This is a genomic window from Photobacterium galatheae, from assembly GCF_000695255.1.
GTDB lineage: Bacteria > Pseudomonadota > Gammaproteobacteria > Enterobacterales > Vibrionaceae > Photobacterium > Photobacterium galatheae.
The window spans coordinates 173,775-197,379 of sequence record NZ_JMIB01000027.1 but is presented as its reverse complement, the minus strand read 5'-3'; the positions used below and the strand labels follow the sequence as shown (position 1 = coordinate 197,379).

The following is a 23,605-nucleotide window of genomic DNA, read 5'->3' as shown; positions in this document are numbered from 1 at the left end:
TTTAAAGGATCTTTTGAGTGACGGCTTCTGCAAGATCTGGTGAGAATTTACGGTGTGACGATGAAAGAACCAGACTTACCTGAGTTAGACATACCCAGCGCGAATCTTCTACCCTTGAATAAAACGAAGATTGCCATGTTAAACATCACGCTCCTTTTACCTTTTATTGTTTGCCTGTCTTTCCTATGGCTAGTTGAGGAAGACCATTACAGAATTGAAAAGTCTCAATCTGAGTACATCGGGGAAAAAATAACCATAAAAGGTCCGAAAGCGTACATTTCAGGGCTCGAACATTGTAATGATTTACCTGAGCATCTCGCGTTCAACACCAAATGTATCCAGCACCCGAAGGCACAATTCGAAGTGACTGAGCTTACAAATTCATGTCACAACTGCCTTGATGCAGAAAGATTAACCAAGCCGAGAAGGCTAGCGTATCAAGAGGACTTAACTTTCACGGTGATTGATTCGTTCACAGCGCAGACGACTTCTTTTTTTATGAATCTATTCAATGGTACACATAATTTTTTGCTCTTGAAGGATGAGCATGGGCGTGTTGTCGAAATGTCAGAAGTGAGATATGAGCTTTTCAAAGAAGCTGTCGGGCAATTGAGCAGAGAAGAAGCGGCAATAAAATCAGCCTACGAAATGCAGCAAGCCCAGGGGAAGGTAATGAAGACATTTTGTTTTATAGATGTTGGTATAGGGAGTCATGAATTGATGGAGAGAGCGAAAAAAATGCGAAAGGACTTTGGCCTCAAAGAATTGATTGAACTCTCGCCCTATCAACATTGCCCACCGAATCGTTCTGATGGCTTTATATTGTACGCTGACGATTTCAACGCTTACCTGACATTTCAATATTACCTGATGGAATGGGGTGTATCCGGGCGCTGGATAGATTAACCTGCGTCGCAAAAAGTCAGTTCTTCGTAGGGCTTTTCTCTCTCAACATTTATCGTGTTGCGACTGAAAGCTATGATTGACATGGATGATTCCCTGAACGCTGGTGGCGTGACACATGGATTCCTAACATCACCATTAACACTATTATTGATAAACTAAATAATATTTTTATAGCAAAAAATATGCTAAGTACATGTTTATTTTGATTTTATTTGATGGCAATATGAGGACGGTTGAGTTGAGGGTATTTTCTCTACTCAAACTGAAAATTTGGATAAATATTGTTTTAAGGAAAATAGATGAAGAAGATTCTCGCGGTCAGTATTGCTTTTGCCATCCTTCCTTGTGTTGCTCAGGCATCCGGGCTGAATATCGGTCTGTCTGCTGGCTCTGATACCGGAGCGAGTGCACATGATGGTATTACACAAATCATCCAACCGGAATTTGTTGGGGTTGCTGAACCAAACAGCGATGTACAAATTACGCTGAACGGTATTCAGTTTAAAACCAAAACAAATTCTGAAGGCTTCTTTTTCTGGCAATCGATGCCGCTTGCTGATGGTCAATACCCCCTGATTGCTGAAAGTCATGGGGAGAAAGTTTCCTCTTCAATCATTATCGATACTTCCACCGACATCACCTATGAGCAAAACTTTACTGATGGAGAATTGGTTTTGTCTGGGCAGGGTGAACCTTCATCATCTGTGTATGGTACGGCAAACGGTAAGCGCATTGATGGGTTTGTCGATGAAAACGGTCACTGGGATATCAATTTAGGCCCTGTAAGGGTTGGTGAGCGTGTCGATCTCACGGCGATTGATGTTGCCGGTAACATCGTCAGTCACACTTTCCGCGCACAGGGTGAACATCGCCCGCACTTCTTAGATGGCTCGCTGAGTTCCTTCAGTGACTCTGGGGTACGATACGATGATGTCACAAAGCAACGAAGTCACCTGATTTTTGATGGGATGACAACGCCTTATTCTGAGGTTCACTTGCGATTAAATGGTGTTGTGTTGTCGACAGATGCAGGCAAGGATGGTCGTTGGTCGGTCACATTTGAAGACACCCTACAAGACGGTAATTATAGGTGGGTGGTTGATTCATACTCGCCATTTGGCGATATCCGTAGCGTGTCTAACGGGTTGACGATTGATACATATGCCCCTGAGATTTCTGTGGCGGACTTTCCTGTGATGCAGGCGGATGGCACCGTTCAGATTTCTGGTACGGTTGGTGAAGCTGCCAGTATTCAGGTGACGGTAGACAACAAGACTTACAACGTATTTTCGGATAGCGAGTGGTCTGTGCAAGCGAAAGGGCTGAGCCTTGGTAAAGACTATCATGTCGGGATTGAGTCGATGGATTATGCGGGTAACAGTCAGCAAGTTTACAGAACGCTGACCGTGATCAAATAACACCGCCTGGAAACAAGCCCAGGCACCCAGTGGCCTGAGATTGATTTGTTCAGATGCATTTGAGCGGTATTTGCTCACAAAAGTAGAAAGGCTCTCAGATTTCGATTTGAGAGCCTTTTCTTTTACAGCTTGTAAGACAGCATTGCGAAGATTGATTTAACCGTATTTACGCACTGTGATTTTTCCGACGTCGGCTTTCACAATAACGACTTCATCTCCAGCCCGGATGGGGGGATGACCGGCTTCAACCCGGCAACGCCATTTCAGACCAAAGACATGGACTTCGGTGTGGGTGTCTGCCGAAAGATCTTCTGCTAAGACAAACGTCTCACCTTCATAAAGGTTCCCGTCGACAGTCCCTCTCGCCTTGTTGTCATTTTTCCCCCAAACCTTCAGGGCGAAAAATGCCGCAACGGCGAGTGAGGCAACGAGGGCAACAATCATGGGTGTGCTTGTGAGCCCGGTCGCTTCCATGATTCCGCCAGTCAGCAGGAAAATGGCGCCAAGAACCAAAAGAAACAATGCTGAAATACCGGTGAGCATCTCAAGTGCAATCAGAAATGCCCCGAGCAGCATGATGATATGACTACTACTGGTAAACATGTCGCTCATTGTTAGTGCTTCGACATTGCTGCGGTGATTGCCATCGCTTGTGCGACGGTTTCAGAAGGATCGGACTGTTTGTCCGAAAGCAGCATTACCGTACTTTCTTTGGCCAGATTTTCTTTCGCAGTGATTGCTTTTTTGGACAACTCATACTGCATCGCTGTGTTACCGCCATCTTTACTTAAGGCAGTGCCGACTTTCTCAATCGACACAGCCTGTGCTTCAGCCATCTTGATTGTTGCTTCAGCTTCACCTTGTGCATGCAGAACGCGTTCTTCTTTCTCTGCTTGCGCCGCAAGAATCTGAGATTCTTTTTGCCCTTCAGCATCTAAAACAAGCGCTGTCTTTCGACCTTCCGCTTCAAGAATCTGAGCTTCTTTTTTGCCTTGTGCATCCAGGATTGCGCTTCGCTTCTCACGCTCACTCTTCATTTGCTTTTCCATCGCTTCTTTGACAGATTGCGGTGGCTCAACTTCGTCAAGCTCGTACATTGACACAAGAATGCCCCACTTTTCAGAGTGTTGGGAGATTTGTTCTACAATTTTCGCATTCAGCGTCGCGCGGCTGCTGAAGGTTTCATCGAGTTCCATTTCACCAATTGCGGAGCGCATGACGGTTTGCGCAAGCTGCACAACAGCGAACTCCCAGTCAGAAACGTTATAGCTCGCTTTGTTTGAATCCACAACGGTCAGATAAACGTTGCCGCCAACAGCAACAGAAATATTATCTTTTGTGATGGCTTCCTGGCGAGGGACAGGGATTGCAACCTCTTTTAATGATTGTTTATAGGCCACACGATCAAGAACAGGAATGATAACATTCAGACCCGCAGACAGGGTGGTGTGATATTTACCAAGTCTTTCGACGATATATTCACTTTTTTGAGGAACAATTCTGACACAGAGAAGAATGGCCAGGAGGGCGATTCCCCCAAAAACGACCGATAATGTTGTTAGCATGGTTGTCACCTTATAGATTGAAAAACAAGCGTTATTTGATGAAAAAGAACACTTGAAGGCAATCAATATATAAAGAATCACGCCCAAAATTACGTGAGGAATGAATCGGTAATTTCCTCAAAATTAGGTTGTTGAAAAGGAATATCCATTGTCTTATTTTCTACTACCCGCCTGTAAATTCAGTGAATCCTTATCGAGGATTGAAAGTGATTCGCTATTTTCCACTTGTTTAAATGTTGCGAAAGTGATTTAACATGAATTCATGATATTTGAATTGAAAGCGAATTGAACCAATTTGTATACAAAATACGTCATTCAGAACAAAGGAAAATGAAAGAAAAAACATTGGGCTTCATCAAGCCAGACGCGGTAAAAAGAAACATCGTCGGAGAGATTCTGGCTGTGCTTGAGTCGGAACGATTGGACATTATTGAGCTGAAAATGATGCGATTTGAAAGAAGGGAAGCTGAAGCGTTTTATATTGAGCACGCAAGTCAGCCATTTTTTGAAGACCTGATTGCGTTCATGATTTCCGGTAAAATCGTTGCCTTTGTTATCGAAGGAGAAAACGCCATTGTAAGATACAAAGAGCTAATGGGGGCCACTGACCCACGTGAGGCTTTAGAGGGAACGTTGAGAAAACTGTTTGCTTTGTCTGAGGATGAAAATTCAGTTCATGGCTCAGACAGCATTTCTGCTGCCAACAGAGAAATTGCTCAAATATTCAGGTAACAACACTGTTTAAACTCAGTCAATGATATCGATGTATCATTTATCGTTATCAAGCTGACGCAGGGCATCTTTAGTCGATTTTCTTTGAAGGATTCCCTCTCAAAACAGGGTCATATTTCATAATGGGAAGAAAAAATTCCAGTGAAACACCATCAAAGAGGAATCGAAATGAATGTCAATTCAATCAGAGAAAGTCTAAATTTATCCATAGCGAATCTATTCGCGATCAAAGAAAAAATTTTGAAAACCGAAAAGTTTTCAGAAGAAATAATTCGGATTCATGAGATGACAGTTTTGCTCTTATCTTTTGAAAGCCTTACGGATGATGAAATACAAGATCGATTATTTCAAATTGATCGCATGAATGATGCCATCAAAAATTACATCGAGTTCATGAACTCATCCTTCTGATGAAGGGACTCAATGCAGTCGTATGGGTTCCAGAACTCAATGAGATAGAAAAGCGCGAATTCAGGAAGAACAGTTGATTTTAGCGTGGGCAGGGTTCAGCAAAGAACATTCACGTGATCAGAAGCATGCTGAACAGTTTCTTGAGCCTCTTGCGATAGCCCGTAGGAGAGAAGAGACGCATCAAGGTAAAGGTGGCACTGCCACCTTTATGATTCCTTTACGACGCCAAGGTCACGGTAACCCAGAATCACAAATCTTTTTCCTGTGTTATTCGCGATATCATAAAGCGCTTGAATGTTTTTCGCTTTTCGATAAATCGACGCTTCAAAGTCAGATTTCACACAAATAATCGATTCTTTGATTGCCTCAGGGGCTGGTGGTGCGAATGCACTTTCGTCAACGAAAAGAACATCAGTGTGATTTTCTGCATCTAATATTACTTTGTCTGCCCAATTCCCCAAATGTAAAAGTTTAAAGTCACTTTCAATTAGATGATTAAAGTAATTATGATTCATAGACGTCTCGGAATGAGTAGGCTGGGTGATTTTAATATTGAAATAAAACCGGGTTTAGGCATTCGTTAATTATAACTTGATGCCAATGATTATCTATAAAAATATACAAAACACACGCCGGAAACTTCATTTTTCAATCAGTAATGGCTATAAATTAAATAAAATATAAATCATGAAATCAGTAGATGTCTTTGAAGATGTAAGGGCGTTACGGCGTAAAGGAGGCGTCTTTTCAATTTTAGGTGCGGTGATGGTTGGCGGTGTCATTTTTGCTTCAGAATATTTCTATCAATCCCAAGAGATTGTCAGAAACGTCATGTTTTTTGTTGGGCTAGCCTCAATAATGACTTTTTTATCTGTTTATAGCCTATATCTCGGGAAGATCTCGATACGTGAAGACCTCGAATCCGCTTATAAAAATTCAGCGGCGATGTACTTTTTAACCGCGCTTGCGCACTCAGTTTCGGAGTTTTTTATCTTCTTTTTGGGAGAGAAACAGCTCTCTGGCATTCCTAACTGGATAGCTCTCGGATTATATGGCGTCATCTCACTATTCACGCTGGTTCAGATCCTAAAAGCAACAAAAAACTAGGATGCAGAAAATTTTACCAGAGAGAATTCTGTCAGATCTTCCTGTAAGCGTACAAAAGAAAATTTTGAATCATGAAGTACTCGACTCGAATGATTGTCGAGTGGCGAAGTCATACCTTGAGAAAACGATCATACACCCCGAGAGTACATGTGACTCTGTGATTCAGGTGGTTTCTCTTCTTCAGTTTTATATGGCCATTCACGCGAAGATCCCACAATCAACCCTCGATTATATACGTACACATTTGAGTGACGAGGCATTCCTGGCAGACCTAGAGAGGTATGACAATATCACATCAGTCATTCAGGTATGCATGAATACACTTCCAATGAAAAATACGCCTTCATCGTTGCTGAGCTTCTGTCATATCAATTCGGATAAAGGATTTCGCCGCTGGAACTTGTATGCCGAAAATTATGGAAAGCTCATGAAGTCTGTGAAGCGATGGTGTGAATTTGAGGCGACTCACCTTCGGGCTGATTGTGAATATGTTCTTTATCTTGATGAATTTCATATTGGGGATATTAAAAAAGGTAAATTATTTACGCCCAACCCATCATCAGACATGTATCCGTTTATCATTCAATTTTTTGAGCAACCGATTCAATTAGTGATGAAGTTTACCCTCAAAGAGAATGAACGTTGTGGGATCAAGTCTTTTAACTTTGAGTGTCGGGTGTGTGGTGACTTGAAATACAGCGCCATGCTGGTGCTTCCGGCTAACCCCGAGATGAAATGCAACATGGTTCGAAGAAATATGATTGATGTGTCGAAGAAAATGCTCGACATCACAAGGTTTCAGGAGTCGATGAGTTGTGACATTGAGGGCGAGCTTTTCTTGAATGACAATCGAGTCGGGGTCGTGGATTTAGAGAGTGGGGAGCCGAGATTTGATGAGAAAGGAGAGGCTTTGCTTCATGCTTACTGTGGTATGACAGAGCAGGCTGAGAATCAATCTGAGACCTGTGATAAAAGCTATTCATTGAGCTTATTTCAGCGAATCCGGAACGCAATGTTGGGAATGTCAGAATGATGGTTCGTCAAGGTGGTGTCTGGCGCGTCATCTTTTGACCAAAAGAAAAAAAGTCGGCCTAAACCGACTTCATTTTGATTGGATGCAATTAGAAGCGAACAATCATACCAGCGGTGAACAGGTCTTCATCAAGAGCTGCCACGTCTCTGTCAATTTTTGCGTAACCAGCGTTCAGCTCAACGTTCTCCTGTAGATCGTATTGAGCGGCAAAGCGCAGTGTGTCTGTGTCGAACTTGCGACGATCAACGCCTTTATACTCGTCAGTCAGGTAACCCGCTTTCACTGTCAGGGCATCGAACTTGTAAGAAGCAGACAGACCAAGCGTTTCCAGTTCAGACTTGTCGAAGTTTTCTGCTGATTCGTACACGAGGCCAGCATAAAAACCTTCAAAGGCGTAACCGGCACCGAGCTTGTAAGCTTCAGCGTCTTGAACTGCGCCAGCTTCAACGCTTTTATCTACAGAACGATAAGCACCAGCCAGATCAATGCCTGAGAAGTGGTAAGTTGCAGTCAGTGCAACATCGTCACCGAGATCACCGCTTTCAGCATCACCCAATTGAACAGCGACACCCAGGCCGGCGAATGGGCTGGAAGATACTGCGATCCCATCAACTTTACCCGTTGCGTTATAACGCTCGAAGTCTGTACCGTTGAACACTTCACTGAACTGGTCAAACTGACTCGTTGCTTGGTCGTAACGGTCGTCAATCTTACCGAAGTGTATTGCGGTGAGTTCGTGCTTCACGCCGACTTCTACTTTATCAAGACGGAAGTCTTCGTCTGCGTTGTTGAAGTTACCCACAACGACAGCAGAAGCCTGCAGGTCGTGACTCAGATCAGCAGTCGTTTTCAGGCCGATCTCTGTGTTACGTTTGTAGTCGATACCTTTGTCGTCAAGGTTGTAACCTGCGTCGGCAGATGCTGCTTGAGACGCATCAAAGTCATCGTAAGAAACACCCAGTTTACCGAAAATTTCTACGTTCTCGATTGACTGAGCGACTGCATCATGAGCTGGAGCTACGACGCCTGATGCAGCGAATGCGCCAAACGAAGCCATGCCTACTGCTACTGAGATAATTGTTTTTTTCATATTTGATCTTTTGTTAATTAATTGAGTTTTAAGCTTGATTTTATGTTAGTGGTAATATGATGACCATTTCAATAGCGAGTTATAAAAAAAATCTTTTTTTTGATTAAATGAATGGTTTTTAGTCATTTAGTGACAGTAATTCGCTCATACTGAAGGTTTTTCTCGTTCATTCCCTCCCGGTCGCGACAGCGAAAAGAGCGTCAGGTATCTATGTTGTGGGTGATTCAGCACACAATAAAAAGGCCGACACAGGTGTCGGCTTTGTAACGAACCTAATGGTCATTTCGTTTTCTGGGGTAGGTCGGTTTGATTGTATTTTTGGGTGCCGGTGTTGCCAGATCATCGACATTGCCTGTCGAGAGCGCAGATTGAAGTTTTTTCTTTTCATTTGCTCTGTTTTGCTGAGCCTGCTCTACCTTTTCTTTCTTTTTGTCTCTGTGGCTTCTTTTTTCTGGCTCGACCGATACATGACCGGGTTCTGAGCGTTTCAGTCTCGTTGTTTTTCCCATAAAGATTCTTTTGTTTACATTCATAATCATGGTGAAAATAGGCGTTCGATTCAAATCATTCAGATTCACAAGTCGTCATTTGTGATCTGTCAGTTGACTTAGATGGCTGTGTATACGAACACCAGTTACCATCTTTGGATGGATCACGGTCGCTTGCAGGAGATTGAATGAAAGTTGATCTCAATAAGAAAAGGCCGTCTGAGCGGCCTTTTTGAATGAGTGGAGCGGGTAACGGGAATCGAACCCGTATCAACAGCTTGGAAGGCTGTGGTAATTGCCATTATACGACACCCGCTTTATACAATATGCTAAAAAATGGCACCCCCAGAGAGATTCGAACTCCCGACCACGCGCTTAGAAGGCGCGTGCTCTATCCAGCTGAGCTATGGAGGCATATTCATCTGGTAATTCGCTGAATAATCAGATGAATATGTCGCCTGAAAACCATATCCAATGATATTGCTAGAAAAATCTGGTGCTCCGTGCTGGATTCGAACCAGCGACTAAACGATTATGAGTCGTCTGCTCTACCGCTGAGCTAACAGAGCACATGGCGGTGAAGGAGGGATTCGAACCCTCGATACGGGATAAACCGTATACTCCCTTAGCAGGGGAGCGCCTTCAGCCTCTCGGCCACCTCACCAGGACAACCCAGTCGCTGGGTTGTAAATTCACATACACAACTCTAAAAAGAAAGGACTTTCAAAAGAGGCGTGTCAGGCTAAAAAGTCAGAGGCTTGCTGGCCTAAGCCAACGGTTTCGCTTATCTCTCTCGCCTTGGTTGTCACTATATTACTACGTCGTTTTTGGGTCAACCATCTTTTCCAAAAAAATCGAAATAACATTGCTTTGATTATTTTTTGTTCAGAACATCCTTGAATACACATTGTGCAGGCTCTTTACTTACAGTAAACATGCAAGGGAGCCCTATGTTTGGAAGAGCAGCATCGATGAAGTATTTCACCACGCACAAGGCTGCATTCGATGAGGTTTCTGAGGCTATACGAACATTTGGTGAAGATTACCCTGATGATAATAAAGAAAATTTATCGAAGGTAATTCACAATCTACTCAGTCAGCATGCGGCAGAAATTTACACTCTTGAGTATCTTGAAAGCGCATTGAACCTGGGTCTCGAACGGCTGCCTATTTCCGTTGCTATCAGAGAAACGGAAGACTTAGTCGAGCGCGCGAAGCGATACTGGCCTCAGTTTCGCTGGGTGACAAAGTTCGTGCTTGGCAGGCAACCGAGTGACAGGTCAGCGGCAACATGGTTATTGGCTTCAAAATTTTCAGATTTAGGCCATGAATTTTTGTCGAGCCTGAATCCATATGAGCAGGAAATTCTTCGGCTGGTTTACGGGAAGCTTCTCTATATTGCCAGTGGAAGGCAATAAAATATGAAAGCCACATCAGGGACGTGGCTTTATTAGCCTCGCTCAGTCAACGATCAAGGCATCGTTATTTTTGTCTTGATAAAGCTGCTGCCAGTTCATCCCGAAAAGGCTTACTGATTCGAAACCTGGGATAGGTCGCTTCAAGAATGTTCGTCTGCTCGCCAGTTTTTGGATTGCGTCCGACACGTGCTTTGATTTTTTGGCTACGAAAAACGCCAAGCCCCCTGACTTCCATGCGGTGGTTTTCACTCTTCGTCCTCGTGATGCAGGCAAAGAAGGTTGAAGCAATATAACCTGCGAGGACTTGTTTGCGATGGTCACTGTCGTATTGCGCCATGAAAGACTGAGCCAGTCCACGAATGGTCACTTTTCCGCCAGTCGCTTTTTTCGTTTTTGAGAAGGTGACAGTTGCTGTCGTCTTCATCTTGATCTGAGTGTTTCGGGAAAGGTCTCGGACAGGACGCCCCCCTGCTTTAAGCCGGGGGACTAAACGGCCATGCTTGCTAATCACAATCGTTGACCCATCAAGAAGTGCTGACTTGAAGTGCTCAACAAAGTCGTTGACCACCTCAACAACCTCAATGCGTGAATAACCACTCTCTTGAAGATAGTTCAGAACAATCTGAGCGACGGTTTCTTTTTTGTAAGTGACGACATGCTTACCTGTTTCTTCACGAATCTGCGCATCAAGTTCTTCGAACAAAGATCGGTCTGTTTTATCTTGTGAGTTTTTCATCTTCTTTTTTCGTCTTATTTGTTGTGATTCTCTTAGAATCTAACGACAGACATGGCACGACTCAATATCAGAAATCAATTATTTATCAGCTATTCAAAAAAGGAGTTTCAGAACCGAGGAGCGCATCAATCGGATCAAAAAAACTAGGTTGTTGTTATCTATGAGAATTTTCACCAAAAGCGTCTGAAAGGATTTTCATTTAACTGACTGTTTTTCTATAGGAAAGTTCGAGCGTGGCTCAGGGAAACAGTGCGAGTTCACGCCCATATTTTTTTAAAAAAAGCCGCAAGATGCGGCTTATTGATGTAAATCAGGTCTTTTATATGACTTCTCTTGCCACAACTTCACGACTCTTGATGAAGTTGTTGAGATAATATCTGAGTTCGCCTAAAGTTTCTTCGACATCTTGCTCAGTTCGATGAGATTCAGATTTCTTAAAATTCGCATGTTCTCCGAACAAAAATCCAAATAAAGTTTTTAAGGTTGAAACATCAATGATTCTGTAATGCAAACATGCATGCAAATCTTTCATTTGATGTGTAATGAAAGCTTTATCAAGGCTCACTGAGTTGCCCAGGAGATAAGCCTCTTGATGGCCAATCTCTTTCACCGTTTCAGCAATCATCTTTTGAGCGTCTTCGAGGGAGATGTCGGCGTGTTCGCATTCAAGAAACAATGTGTCCTTGAACTTTTCGATTGACCACTTGCTGCACTGCTGATGAAGGTCATCAAGGGGGTGGTGGATAACGAACGTCATTGGCTGACGAATCTCAACGAGGTTGCCGTCAAAGAATCGAGCGGTCAGTTCAAGAACCGGGTAAAACTGAGCGCCGGTAAGCGGCGGCGGAATATTTGGATCTGTCGCGTTTGTTGCGTCGTTCAGGCCGCCTGTCTCGGCGTCCAACAGGACAACAGTTTTGGTTGCAGCTTGATTTGACCAAGTTGCGATGATTTCTTGAACGAGCATGTTAGTGCCTTATCTATTTTCGAAAGATAACTGAAAAAGTGATTCGCGGAAGTGAAGAAACTGAATTTCCTGCGATAAAACGTCAACTTTTGCCAAAAGTATCAACAAAGTAAAGATTTACTGTTGGCCATTGAACGCGCCGATGCCTTAGCGGAGCCTATGCCTGAGTATATGCGATCTTGTCTCTATGTTACCACTGGATGTCGTTCCGTCAATCATCTGAACGCGATGAGAACAATATGTTTATTGGGTTTCTTTTTTCGTTCTGATGCTTCGCTGGCCCTGGATTTGTCTATTAATCTGGATGTTGCTTAACTTAAAATAAAACAATGCTAAGCATTAATCAGATTATCGATCTGAATAAAAGTGAGACAGATTCACCATTCTTTATGATCAATCGTGATCAAAAAATAGCCCAACAGAAGGTAATTATCACGAATATCATTCAAAGAGAAGCGTTTGGGTGCAGTCCAGATTCTGTGTCGAGAGATATCATACAGCGGTTTAACAATTTTCTATGTCAGTTGAACCAAATGCAGCTTTATTTAGAGTGCGAATATATAGAGACGATTTTTAAAGAATCTGAGCGATGGTTCAATCTTGCTTCATTGATCAATCATAGGTTCGGAACATTTGGTTTCATGAATCATTTTCTGGTCGATAAATTAATCATTGAACGTCATTTATCTCAATTGAAATTAATGCTCAAATCAGACGTATCGCATCTTCTCAAGATTGAAGAACAGGTTGCAGAAAACGAAGCCTTGTTGAATCAGCAGAGGGAGATATTCAAAGACATGATCCTTCAGTATCAGGCCGATTTAACAGAAAGGAAGGTTGCTGCAAACAATATTATTCATGGTGTTTTTGATGGCGGTGAGACGAGTGATGAAGAGAAAATGATCGTGAATGCTGCTTACGAGTTAAATTTTTTTGAAGATAAATTCATGGGATATTCAGTGGCTTATGATGAGTTTTCTCAATCAATGCTGGATAGTTTTTCTTCTATAAAACGTGAATTACGAACTTTATCTGTGAATGCTTCTTCTCTGATTGACATGATATATTCTGCTGAATTATCGAAAGACAAGTCTTTTATTCTTGAGCCAACGATGTCTTTCGAAGCTGATTTGGCAACCTATGCCAGGAAGTCTTTTAAGGGGGAGTTACCGGTTCATATTCTTTATGCGTTGGTGAAAACGCATGTCAGTTTAATGATCGAATCAAATTCAAATATCATCGCACTGTCACAAGAGATTGATGTGCAATCTCAGTTATTTGGAGAAGAACTTATTCATTCAATCCAGCCTTATGTGAAAAACGAACTGATAAAAGTTTCTGCTGAATCAATGATAAGAACTCAGAGGGAATATGAATATGATTGTGAAAGTTGATAATATTTAAAGAAATCACTGAAAAATAAAATGCTGAAATTTTTAAAGCACTTATTTCTAGCCTTTCTGGTCGGTATCTCTGTGTCAGGAAGTGCACTCGCTGAAGGCATGACATCTAAAGTTGTGATAGACGATAGCTGTCGAGCGGCCTTTAAGGAAGATGGTAAGGTTCAGGAAAATAGTTACGTTCTTTGCAAGCAGGATGTTGGCTTGAATGCCTTTTCTTTATCATTGGGTTCTGTCATCCGATCGAATGCTGCCGTTCGAGGCTTGTTTGAGACGTTGAGTGTTCCAATTCCGCAGTACTCAGAAATTGTAAACTTCATCAGCCGACCGATAGGGGCGGTAGCTGCGGCCGCAGTCGATCTGTGTTTGGTGATCATCCTGATGTTCTCAGCCTACCGGCTGTACTTATTTGGATACCGTAGCATGAGGGATTCCTCGATTGAGCAGGCCATGAAGGACCCAAATACTTATAAAGCCTTTGCCGGGTTTGGTCTGGTTGCTGCGCTGGCATACAAAATTGGTGACATTAATGTCGGGCAGCTTCTGGTGGTAGGTTGTGGTTTGATTGCGATGAAAATGACGGTGTATCTTTTTACCGCCATGATTGCTGTTTTTAATTTTGATGAAAGTAATCGCTCTCTTCTCGAAGCGTATGAAGAGTTTTTACCGCAGGGGGAAACGTATGCGACAGAAATCATCCGGGGGTTATATGGTGCACAAGAGGCTGCACTGAGAACGAACTTTTCGAATGTGGCTCCTGAAGATGCCAGGATGGTTCAGGATGAAGCGTCAATGGGGTTTTTTGATAAATTTTTCTTTCACCTTTTGGGGAGAGTAGGATTCTATGAGTCGCGCCATCCCACGGCAAAAGAATATTTTTCTGGCTTATTCGGTGACACTTCAATCACATTACAGCAGTCTTCAGGGATAATTCATGGTGGCAGGCATGGTTACCATTCAAGTGGTTTAGATTCCCGTTCCGTTCAGGGTTCAGGTAGCTCAAACTTCACGCTCCATGATAGCCGTATCAAGGACAAGCAGTGGCATAGCTTAACGAGTCCGATTTTCGAAAAAGCCAATAAATACGAGGAGTTGTTCCAAAACGCAACAACGCTCAATATGGCAGCACCCCTTCCGGATGTCCCTGCAGGGGTGATGAGCATGATAGCGAATGCCCCGCTGATGGGGAGCCTTTCTGAATTGATGATTAGTGGTGAAGGAGCCAGCGAACCGGGAAATAATGAGGCTGAAAAAATTAAGGCTGCAGGGGATAACCTACTCAATTTAATCCGAGAAGTACGGATTCAATACCCTGAGGTCAGTGGCGCAGACGTGACATCGATTGTTCAGGCTTTTGCTTATGGGGCGATCAGTGTTGAGGCGGTAAAAAACAGGAAGAATGTGACATCACATACCTTTAATCCTTTCATCGGGGCAGCTCAGTATAAGATTGAATATGCGAAAGAGCCGTTCCATTTTGTTGTTGCTGAAGCCTTAGCCGCAGCAAGAGATTTAAGGCGTTACAACTGTATTCAAAACTTCGACAAGAGTAGCCAGGAAATCACTTTCCTTCATAAGGTTAAGCCGGATGAGGATGAATGGAACTCGGATATCAGAGATCTGGTCAGCGGAGATGTGTTTCCTATCTGTATCTTACCGACAGAAGGCGATATCACGAGTTATGGAACGGTTGCACCAGCGCCTATGGTGGCTGTAGCCCTTGAAGCAGTCAAAGCCATTGAGCTTGGCCTCAGTGAATCGGCGAACCTTGAGGTTGTTCTTTTGCAGCAAGCGGCAACAGCGAAAATAAAAGTGATCGAAGCAAGCGACGATACGGTGAACCAAACCGAATCCGGTGTGGCTTTAGAAAGAGCGAAAGTTCACATGAGCAACATCGCAGCTTACTTTGCGAGAATTGCAGCAATGAGCAGGCATGCCGCGCTGAAAGGTATAGCGACCAATGCCGATGAAGATAAAACACGTTTTTTCAAAAACCTGAGACAGCAGGGTGCAGTCGCTATCTCAAGTTACTTTATGCAATTATCCAAGGAGCAAGAGAAATACTCTGAAGTGATCTACAATGCGTCCCCCAAGGTGACATCAAAGTCTAACTTACGGGTTGGCGGAAATATGCCAAACCTGACGCCACTGTGGTCAGAAGATCAGATGTTGATTCTCAAGGCAGCCAACTTCCCTGTGAATGAATCCAACTTCAGCACACAGCTTCAGGCAGGCAGCTCAGATATTGCGGCGCAATCACTGCGGGGTGATGAAACCGGAGAAGATGAGCCTGAAGTCATGGCGAAGTATATCGGTATGATGCTAGACGCTGTGATTCCCGCCGATGATGTCCTGAAGCATGGGTTTGGCATTGGTGGTGACAACTTAATCGATGGATTCTCGCAATGTACCACGACAACCAACTGCGTGAACTTTCGGCAACACCCCATTGCAACACTCTCTATTTTTGGGAAAGACATGCTCATGACAGGGTTGGTGATCGTATTAGTCGACTCTCTGATTCAGCTGTTAAATAAAGCGGTAAACGGGCAGGACCATGGTGATGGAAAAAGTGGGGATGGCGACGGACTTCTTGCAAAGATAAAAGGCTTGGGAATCAGTATCTTGAGTCAATTGACCAAAGTAGGGTTACTCTTGAAGGTGCTTGCCACGATCTCTGCGATATTTGCTATTTTCGGTAAAGTATTTATTGTTGCGGGCATATTTATTGGGTATATCATCCCGATGATGCCTTACATTGCGCAAATGATGATGTGGTTAGGCTGGTTAGCTGAGTTTTTAATCTTATTCTCGGTCATCCCGCTGCTAATCGCCTTTGCCTTTATGACCAAAGAGGATGGTAACGCACTGTTTAAACCGGCCTCTATTCTCTCCATGATGGCCTCTGTGGTCCTGAGAGCACCGTTGATATTCATTGCCTTTATGGTGTTCTACACATTGAGTTATGCAGGTGTATATCTTGTGAACTCAACATTGTTTACGCTGTTTAGAATGGAGATGGAAGCGGAGGGGATCATGATGTCTATTATTGCGGCCTTTAGCTCGATTGTATTCTTTGTCTTTACCGTCGGAATGTATTTCCTCGTGCTCAAGAGCCTGGTCAAAATGATGACTGAAATGCCAGATCATGTCTTAAGGCCAATGGGTGTCGAGAGTCTGAATATTCAGGTCACCGCAGGGATAGAAACATTCATTGCTGCCAAGACCATTTCGGATATGGCAACGTCAGTGACGGCCGCCCCCGCTGGCTTCGTTGCTGATAATTTCCTGGAGAATAAAAAGCAGAAAGGCCAAGAGGGAACCACCAAACCAGACGGAACCTCCTCTCAGCCTTCAAGTGAGAGAAAAGGGTCTGATAAAGAATCGGAACCCTCTGAATCGAAATCGAACGGGCCATCTGAGTCTGGTACTCAAAAGCCTTCCGAGAACGGGAAAGCTGAAGACGGAACAACATCTGGCGAAGGGCGCGATAAAGGTGCAGGTCAGGAAGGGGATGAACCTTCAGATGGAAATCAAGACACTGGCGGAGGCGATCCGAATAAAAAGTAAAGTCGCTTGCCAACAACAAAGCAGGTCCTGTCGAGGCCTGCTTTTTTTTACCCCAGTGTATTTATATACTTAAATAAAAAATGGGAAACCTCATCATCACTGCGCTGACGATCGCATTGACTTATTCGGTCTTGATTTATTTCGCGCTTTTATGTTTTAGAAAGGCAAAGTCCTCGTTGTCGGGCGAGGGAAATATGACGTTCAGGTTGGTTTATTCCGTCTTTTGGTCGGCAGTCGCTGGGCTCATGTCGATGTCGATTCTTGTGAATGCAATTTCAATTCCGCAGCAGTACAACTCACTGTATGACTCACTGGAGGAGATCGAGAAAAAAAAGAAAATGAAACCTTAAATTCAGATGACTTTAATAAGTAAAAGCACCATGACTCGGGTGTTTTCCTCAATCATACTGATGCTGTCGATGACAGTGGCAGCAAGTGCTGCTGAGGAAACAAATGCTGGCGGGGAAATCACCGTCACGCCAAAACCTGATGTCGTCATCGAAACGTTGACCTTCATGATGCCCAATACCACCAAAAGGGCAATGGAGATGGCAGATAAGATCGTGATTCCGGAAGATACTTTGTCTGTGATCAACGCCCTTCAGTCGATGGCGCCAGAGCAATCTGAGTTCAAGCACCTGAAATTTCAGGGGGGCGTTTACGACCCCTATACTGATCCGTCCGACTCAGCGTATCAAACCACAGCAATGTATCGGATATTTGATACGGTCAAAGACAAATCCGACATCACTGTGCTTCCGATGATAAAGCAATTTAATTTTGAGCGGGTTCTGGGGGCGTTCAATTATGTGTTGGTCGTCTTGGCTGGGGCGCTGATCGCGATTGCGATCTGGCGTATGTCCTGGGTGTCGATGACGGTAGAAGATAACACGAAAGCCTGGAAAAAGATGCTCATCTCCACACCAGCCATTCTGATCGCGATGATTATGATAAAGCCGATGGACGATTTAGGAGGCGTGAGCCTTGCACAGCTTCTCATGGTTTTTGCCGTCGTTGTGAGTAACTATTTTGCGGCCAACTTCGCGCTGGTTGCGTCTTCTTCATTATTCACGCATATCGTCAAGACAACGTCGAACAGCGATGAAGCGCAAATGGTGTTCACCAGAATGGCAGAAAATGACATCAAAGATCTTATCTCCGGCATGGTGGTCTCTGCGAACCAGAAGCTGATTGCTGAAGAGTCGATTGGCATGAAAGTGTTCTCTCTCATTGAGGGGAAACCGCTCACCAATGAAACATTGCGTGCCGGGATAGCGAAGTTTAATGACGTCAATCAGCTCACGGGAACCGAGTTTGAGCTGAACGCAACTTGTTTTGGCTCGGATTGGTCTGAGCGTTTTTCGATTGACGCGGGCTGTAAATTTCTTCTACAGAGAATGGGAGAAGGACGAATCAGTATACGTTCGCGCGATCAGGTGCGTTACGACGGGTCAATCAAACTGATGAACGCAAGTATCCCGGACAATGAGGCCAATGAAGCGCTCAAGTTCAATCACGACAGCTATTCAGGGGAAGTGACAAAGCATATTCCGAACGTTGAAATGGCTTTTAATGAGATCTATCGCTATCAGAAGCAATCCTATTGTGCCAATAAGGCAAGACAAGGTCATTTCAGCGCAATATCAGGCTGGTCTTATGACGCTTTTGATGCTTCGTTTGTCTGTAAGGTACGGGATGAATCGGATGGGTTTGGGACTTCCGGTGAATTTTATGGCGCGACAGGGGTTGCTGGCGGCAAAATGTTGCCTGTGCCAGCCGAGGTGAATGCAGAGACGATTTACAGCAATATCAAAGCGGTCATATTCGGCGCAGGCGGCTCTTCTCGCATCAGCCAGATTCAATTTTCCTCGAACGACTATGCGTTTTATCATCGTGGGTTCTTCATCTCACCGATTGAATCTGTCATGACGGCCGTCGGTTATCTGCTGAAGTTTGATAGTGAGTACGCGGATATGCGGAATTCGCTGAAAAGCCAATTCGCGAAAAGTATCGTGAAGGATGCTGTGAGCACCATCAACCGAGTGAAAATCCCGCTGGATCGGGTCGCACGACATAGTATCGGGCAGGGGTTATCTGAATCTGAAAATTTGGCGGAAAAAGTAGCCAGCCACACCAATCATGAAAACACCCAAGGGTGGTTCAATGTGTTATTGCATCTTGATGAACTGACCGTCTCCAAATCCGGAGATGAAGGGGCACCGATTTTAGAAGACGTCAGGCTGAAAACGATTGAGCCTTACAGTTATATGCAATCGATGTATAACACGCTGCTGCCTATTTCAGGTGTCATTTTGATCGTCGCATCAGGAATGAAGTTGGTACTCAGTCAAGAGGTCGTCGAGGCAAACACAATGTTCCTGATCTTGATGAAGACTATGTTCACAACAGGTGGATTGTTGTTCTTAACGGCAATTCTGGCAAAACTGGTGGCTGGCGCGTTCTTTTTATGGGCGGCAATCAGCTTGTTGTTTTTATCTTTAAAGCGTTTTTTGATCTACCTGATTGCGTCTCCCCTCATGGCGATTAAATTCCTGAAAGAGCAATTCAGTGAAACGGAAGATGACGACGATAATATTACGGTCTCGCGATATTTGTTAAGTGCCATGTTCAGATTGTCTATTGATCTCTCCATGGTGTTTGTCGCGCTCATGGCTGCGTTTGTGATTGGCACGATCGCGTCAAACTTAGCGGCATACATGGTGGTCATTTATGCCTCAACGATCAGTGAGCTGTCATCGAATGGCATCGCGGATTTTCTGACCACGATCATGACGGTGATTGCCCTCAATCTAGCCTTGATCTGGGGGATGTATCGCGGTGTGAAGGCGACAAACTATGTTTATGATAAGACGACTGATTTTGTGGATGACATCACCGGGGTCAAGGCTGAAGCAGCCCATGAAGAATTACTGGGGTTCGTGAAAACCTCGATTCTCCCCACACACTACCTAAAATAAGACCAGGGCGGGCTCAGGCTCGCCTTATCTTTAAATAGAAATTTTGTTAAATTAAAAGTAAATAAATTTCTAATGCTCCGCATTTTTCAAAAACTTATCGTTTTATTGGCATTGAGTGTGACACCTGTGCTCAGTCATGCCACAGAGCCTGATGCGTCTCAGAAATCATCATGCGATGTTTATTCAAATGAGCATGGTTATCCGCTGCCGAAGCCTTTTTCCTCGACAATCTGTCCCAGGGATAAATCCATTCTCTCTGTGCTTTACCATTTTCCGGCAACCATGGAAACGGCAATCAAACTCACGGATCTCGATTACAAAGATGAAATTTTATCACTGATTGATATCCGAGGTGGGGAAGATCATGAAGATGGGGCCGATCGTTCTCTCGCGTCAACATCAGATGAGTACAGAAATGACATCGTGAATCTCGAAGTTTCAGTCATCTCCATTCAATCGCTGGCGATGTGGCTCGTGAAGATACTAATCGGCGTGCAGCTGACGGTGATCTCATTTACTGCGCTGCGGTCTGGTGAAATCGGGGGTGGAAAATATGGATTATTCAAAACATGCTCTCGAATCGGGGTTGGGGTGCTGCTGATTACACCGCTGCCAGTTGAATCTGACATTCTAGGCTATCAGACCGATGTGCTGGTGATTCAAGTGATCATGGGTGTTGCCGTTTTGGGGGCCATCGGCGCGGCCAATATCGCGGTGTCTACGGTTGGTTACATGATGCTTTCCGATTTGCCTGATGAACGGGAAAAAACTTTTTTAGATACACAGGGTGCCCCTTCCATGGCGAGTATTCCTGTGACGAAAAGCCGTGTGTTGATTGAAGATGCGTTGTGTGCCGCTCAGGTTTCTTTATTGAGTGTCTACGAAGGTGCAAAAGACCGCGCTGCTGGGGCAACTGCGACCTTATCTCAGGGGGGAAGTGGCTATCAATACTCGACACTGGGGGATGGTTTCCCATCCCTGATTGAAGTGGAGGGGGATGAAACCGGGTTTTCGACCAAAGTGGGTTTTCACTTAGAGGACAACTCAGGTCAGGCCATTCCTTATATCTGTTCAGAAAAGCGAGTCAACAAGCCAGCATTTGTCTCTGATGTTTCGATTCCTGATTTTGAAGCGTATAGCAAGATGGAGGAAGAAATTGTCGAAATGATTGATACGGCGGTTCAATCCATCACTTTTGAAAAAATGAGTGACAAAGATAAGCTGGTGTCTCTCTGGGCAGAAGTCAAAGTCGGCATTGACGATAAGATTAAAGTGCTGAGATTAGACTCACAAAAAGAAAAGTTTCTGATCAGTTCAGCGAATTACTTCTTTGATCAAATCGCTTACCTCGCTGAGGGCGGCCGTTTGGTTGAGCAGGATAGCGAGACCTATGAGATTCTGAATGCCAGAGCGGCTTTGGCAGCGAAATTTGCAAGGCAAGTGGTGTCAGACCGATGTTACACAGACAGAGAGGCTTACATTCGTACACAGGCGACAGTCAAAGCGCTTAACGGAGGTAATGTCGGGGTGAGTGACTTCAGCTTGCAGTGTGCGGTCGTCAATGGCAACAAACTTGAGATTCCATTTGAAGCCGACACATCCAGCTTACAAAGTTTCCTGAGTGGTTCGCTTGAAGCCGCAGCATTGGGCAAAACACAGCTTCAGGATGACTATATCGGAATCTATGACAGCTTTGAGCAGTACAATGCCAATGTGGAAGCGGCAAGGGTCGCCGTCGTCAAAGGGATTGTTCAGGCGCTGCTGTATTCTCAAGAGATGGAAGGTGCGAAAAAAAATCTCAATGAGATTACATTGTTAACAAGAGAGGAAGGGTTTGCTGCCTTTTCTCATAACTTTCTGGCTTTAATGAGAGAGCTTACCAATTTGGCCAGAAATGTCATCGATACAAAAATCAATATGGAGTTTCAGACGATGGAGAGTGGGACGACTTTTTATTCTTCGGGTTCAAACTTTCTGCCGCCGAGTAACCCTGAGTTGTCGCGATATTTATCTGAATACAAGGTGAAGGCGCCAGAATTTCTCTATGTCACGCCAGACACCGGTGGCGGAATTTTAGACGACCAGCTAAAAATCGCAGCGGCTGCCGATGCCCAGCTGTTTACCGAACAAGGCGGAAGTCATCGTTCGGGGGATGGGGCGCGAAGTGAAACGGATCTTGATTACACTGGCGGGGCTGTTGAGTCGAAGCTGAAGATGACACAGACTGAGACATTAGAACAAAAAGCAAAGGTTTCTGTCTCTGATGCCATAGAAGCGACTTTCAGAACCATCGCGAGAGCCGGTGGTGATCGTGGCAGTGAGATCGCTAAGATTCAGCTGTCCGCTCAGGATTACCATAAAATCATAAGTCTTTGTGGCAGTATTAAGGCGGTTGAGATAGTTGAAGAGAAATATGGAACCGCGGGAAAAGCTGTACTTGAGGCATCTTGTCCTATCTATATTGGTCATCAGCAATTCTACTCGCAAGAGAAAGGTCAAACTATTCTTAGTTACGGTCTCATTGTATTGGCGGCATATATGACAGTGAAAACTATAGGCTCTCTAAAGCAGGCAGCAGATAATATTCTGCAGACAGACATTTCCAATGCTGTCACCGAACCTGCTGGTAATAATAGTAGTAACACGGGCAATGGTGGAAACCGTGGGAAAAATGCTGCGGCTGAACAATCGAGTCGAGCAAACCAGAAAAGCAATAATTCCAATAAATTATTGAAGAAACTCGATATGGTTGGGGCCGGGAAAGTCGTGGCCTCTGCAGCAAATATTGTGATGGGTTGGGCTGCTGCGGTGATGATTATTTTAGGGCTGATCATGGCGATTATTACCCCGATGATTCCTGTTGCGAGTCACCTGTTGTCTTATATTGGATGGCTGATGCTGGTGGCACAGCTCATGGTGATTTCTTCATTGATTGCAATGACTTTCTTTATGTTCCTGGATCAAAATGATCCGAACACTGCACCTGAGAAATCTTTGTATGGAACCTTCGTCAATATTACGATAAGACCATTTGCGATGATTGTTGGTTTCTTGGTTGCCTTTGTGCTGACTTACGTGGCATTCATTATGATGGATATGACCAGTATTAATATGGTGCTTGGGATGGGTTCAGGTTCAGATTTCTTCTTTAACCCATTTAAGGTCATCATGAATCTGATTATGGTGATTATTATTTGGGTGAGTTACATCTATATCATTAAAATGATTTTTGAGGTGAGCCTGAAAGCACCGAACAATATTATTAAAAAGATTGGTGCAGAGTCGTTGGATGCGCGGGAGCAAAAAGTGGGCGCACTCTTGTTTGCCGCCGCCGCCGCCAGCCAGGAGACAGTTCGGGAACGGGTATTTGAGGAGGATAGAGCAGTTAAAAAAGCGGCCAAAGAAGTCATTCGACAGAACAATGCCATTTATCTGCATCAACAAGCTCAGTATGTGAGAACGGCTTTCCGAGAGGTGTCAGATCTGACCAGCAGCGCGAAGGAGAAAGCTGCGGAGCTTCTGGGAACTCCGAATGAAAAACACGGGATGGCACAATCCGGTCAATCTCAGTCTGAACGCGCACCTGAAGTCCGTTCGAGAACGCAGGTTGAGACTGAACAGAATCAGGAAGAGATAGGGCAAACTACCGATCCAGATGCACATGAAGACACGCAATCGAAAGACGATGACTTGAATCGGGAACCATAACTGTCTTCACACAGTGACAAGCAGCCGACGAGGCTGCTTTTTTTTGTTCATTTTTGTAGACTTATAGAAAAAATGCGC

At 44.3% G+C, this 23,605-nt stretch carries 17 protein-coding genes and 4 tRNA genes; 10 read left to right on the top strand and 11 right to left on the bottom strand.

What is annotated here, in order from left to right:
* The first annotated feature begins 60 nt into the window (after positions 1-60).
* A complete protein-coding gene (locus tag EA58_RS13990) occupies positions 61-906 on the top strand; it encodes a hypothetical protein (RefSeq protein ID WP_152548058.1) in 846 nt (281 codons plus the stop codon).
* Between the two features lie 299 nt (positions 907-1,205).
* The gene (locus EA58_RS13985; RefSeq protein ID WP_036753981.1) at positions 1,206-2,324 is read left to right on the top strand and encodes an Ig-like domain-containing protein; all 1,119 of its coding nucleotides are present in this window, start codon (positions 1,206-1,208) and stop codon (positions 2,322-2,324) included.
* A 156-nt stretch (positions 2,325-2,480) separates the two neighbouring features.
* On the opposite strand, the gene EA58_RS13980 is transcribed toward EA58_RS13985, so the two are convergent.
* Both EA58_RS13980 and EA58_RS13975 read right to left on the bottom strand, forming a co-directional pair.
* Positions 2,481-2,927, bottom strand: a complete 447-nt coding sequence (locus EA58_RS13980; RefSeq protein WP_036753979.1) for an NfeD family protein — start codon at positions 2,925-2,927, stop codon at positions 2,481-2,483.
* Between the two features lie 11 nt (positions 2,928-2,938).
* Positions 2,939-3,970, bottom strand: coding sequence for an SPFH domain-containing protein (locus EA58_RS13975; protein ID WP_235199616.1), 1,032 nt, complete (start codon positions 3,968-3,970; stop codon positions 2,939-2,941).
* A 249-nt stretch (positions 3,971-4,219) separates the two neighbouring features.
* Between EA58_RS13975 and ndk the strand changes: the two genes are divergently transcribed.
* Positions 4,220-4,621 (top strand): nucleoside-diphosphate kinase, encoded by a 402-nt coding sequence (gene ndk / locus EA58_RS13970; protein ID WP_036753973.1) that lies wholly within the window; start codon positions 4,220-4,222, stop codon positions 4,619-4,621.
* Positions 4,622-5,238: 617 nt separating this feature from the next.
* On the opposite strand, the gene EA58_RS13960 is transcribed toward ndk, so the two are convergent.
* A complete protein-coding gene (locus tag EA58_RS13960) occupies positions 5,239-5,547 on the bottom strand; it encodes a hypothetical protein (protein ID WP_036753968.1) in 309 nt (102 codons plus the stop codon).
* Between the two features lie 172 nt (positions 5,548-5,719).
* Between EA58_RS13960 and EA58_RS13955 the strand changes: the two genes are divergently transcribed.
* Entirely contained in the window at positions 5,720-6,139 is a 420-nt protein-coding gene (locus EA58_RS13955) for a hypothetical protein (RefSeq protein ID WP_036753966.1), read from the top strand.
* 1 nt (position 6,140) lies between these two features.
* Positions 6,141-7,172, top strand: a complete 1,032-nt coding sequence (locus EA58_RS13950; protein WP_036753963.1) for a hypothetical protein — start codon at positions 6,141-6,143, stop codon at positions 7,170-7,172.
* A gap of 88 nt (positions 7,173-7,260) precedes the next feature.
* Here the strand turns inward: EA58_RS13950 and EA58_RS13945 are convergent, their stop codons facing one another.
* The 6 genes from EA58_RS13945 to EA58_RS13920 form a co-directional block, all read right to left on the bottom strand.
* Positions 7,261-8,262 carry a porin gene (locus tag EA58_RS13945; protein ID WP_036753960.1) on the bottom strand — a complete coding sequence of 334 codons (1,002 nt, stop codon included), beginning with the start codon at positions 8,260-8,262 and terminating at the stop codon, positions 7,261-7,263.
* Positions 8,263-8,534: 272 nt separating this feature from the next.
* Entirely contained in the window at positions 8,535-8,840 is a 306-nt protein-coding gene (locus EA58_RS13940) for a hypothetical protein (protein WP_152548057.1), read from the bottom strand.
* 151 nt (positions 8,841-8,991) lie between these two features.
* Positions 8,992-9,066, bottom strand: a tRNA-Gly gene (locus EA58_RS13935).
* Positions 9,067-9,087: 21 nt separating this feature from the next.
* Positions 9,088-9,164, bottom strand: a tRNA-Arg gene (locus EA58_RS13930).
* An 80-nt stretch (positions 9,165-9,244) separates the two neighbouring features.
* Positions 9,245-9,319: transfer RNA gene (locus EA58_RS13925), tRNA-Ile, on the bottom strand.
* A 3-nt stretch (positions 9,320-9,322) separates the two neighbouring features.
* Positions 9,323-9,414: transfer RNA gene (locus EA58_RS13920), tRNA-Ser, on the bottom strand.
* A gap of 286 nt (positions 9,415-9,700) precedes the next feature.
* Here EA58_RS13920 and EA58_RS13915 point away from each other — a divergent pair.
* Complete coding sequence (locus EA58_RS13915; protein ID WP_036753956.1) at positions 9,701-10,168, top strand: hypothetical protein; 468 nt, start codon at positions 9,701-9,703, stop codon at positions 10,166-10,168.
* A gap of 64 nt (positions 10,169-10,232) precedes the next feature.
* On the opposite strand, the gene EA58_RS21040 is transcribed toward EA58_RS13915, so the two are convergent.
* Both EA58_RS21040 and EA58_RS21035 read right to left on the bottom strand, forming a co-directional pair.
* Complete coding sequence (locus EA58_RS21040; protein WP_051642107.1) at positions 10,233-10,904, bottom strand: HU family DNA-binding protein; 672 nt, start codon at positions 10,902-10,904, stop codon at positions 10,233-10,235.
* Positions 10,905-11,223: 319 nt separating this feature from the next.
* The gene (locus EA58_RS21035; protein ID WP_051642106.1) at positions 11,224-11,871 is read right to left on the bottom strand and encodes an exonuclease domain-containing protein; all 648 of its coding nucleotides are present in this window, start codon (positions 11,869-11,871) and stop codon (positions 11,224-11,226) included.
* Positions 11,872-12,200: 329 nt separating this feature from the next.
* Between EA58_RS21035 and EA58_RS13900 the strand changes: the two genes are divergently transcribed.
* From EA58_RS13900 to EA58_RS13885, 4 genes are all read left to right on the top strand, one after another.
* Positions 12,201-13,265: a hypothetical protein gene (locus tag EA58_RS13900; RefSeq protein WP_036753953.1), complete on the top strand. Its 1,065-nt coding sequence runs from the start codon at positions 12,201-12,203 to the stop codon at positions 13,263-13,265.
* Positions 13,266-13,295: 30 nt separating this feature from the next.
* A complete protein-coding gene (locus EA58_RS13895) occupies positions 13,296-16,841 on the top strand; it encodes a hypothetical protein (RefSeq protein ID WP_036753951.1) in 3,546 nt (1,181 codons plus the stop codon).
* Positions 16,842-17,260: 419 nt separating this feature from the next.
* On the top strand, positions 17,261-19,819 hold the full coding sequence (locus EA58_RS13890; protein ID WP_152548056.1) for a hypothetical protein: 2,559 nt from the start codon (positions 17,261-17,263) through the stop codon (positions 19,817-19,819).
* 72 nt (positions 19,820-19,891) lie between these two features.
* Complete coding sequence (locus EA58_RS13885; protein WP_036753946.1) at positions 19,892-23,527, top strand: hypothetical protein; 3,636 nt, start codon at positions 19,892-19,894, stop codon at positions 23,525-23,527.
* The last annotated feature ends 78 nt before the right edge of the window (positions 23,528-23,605 follow it).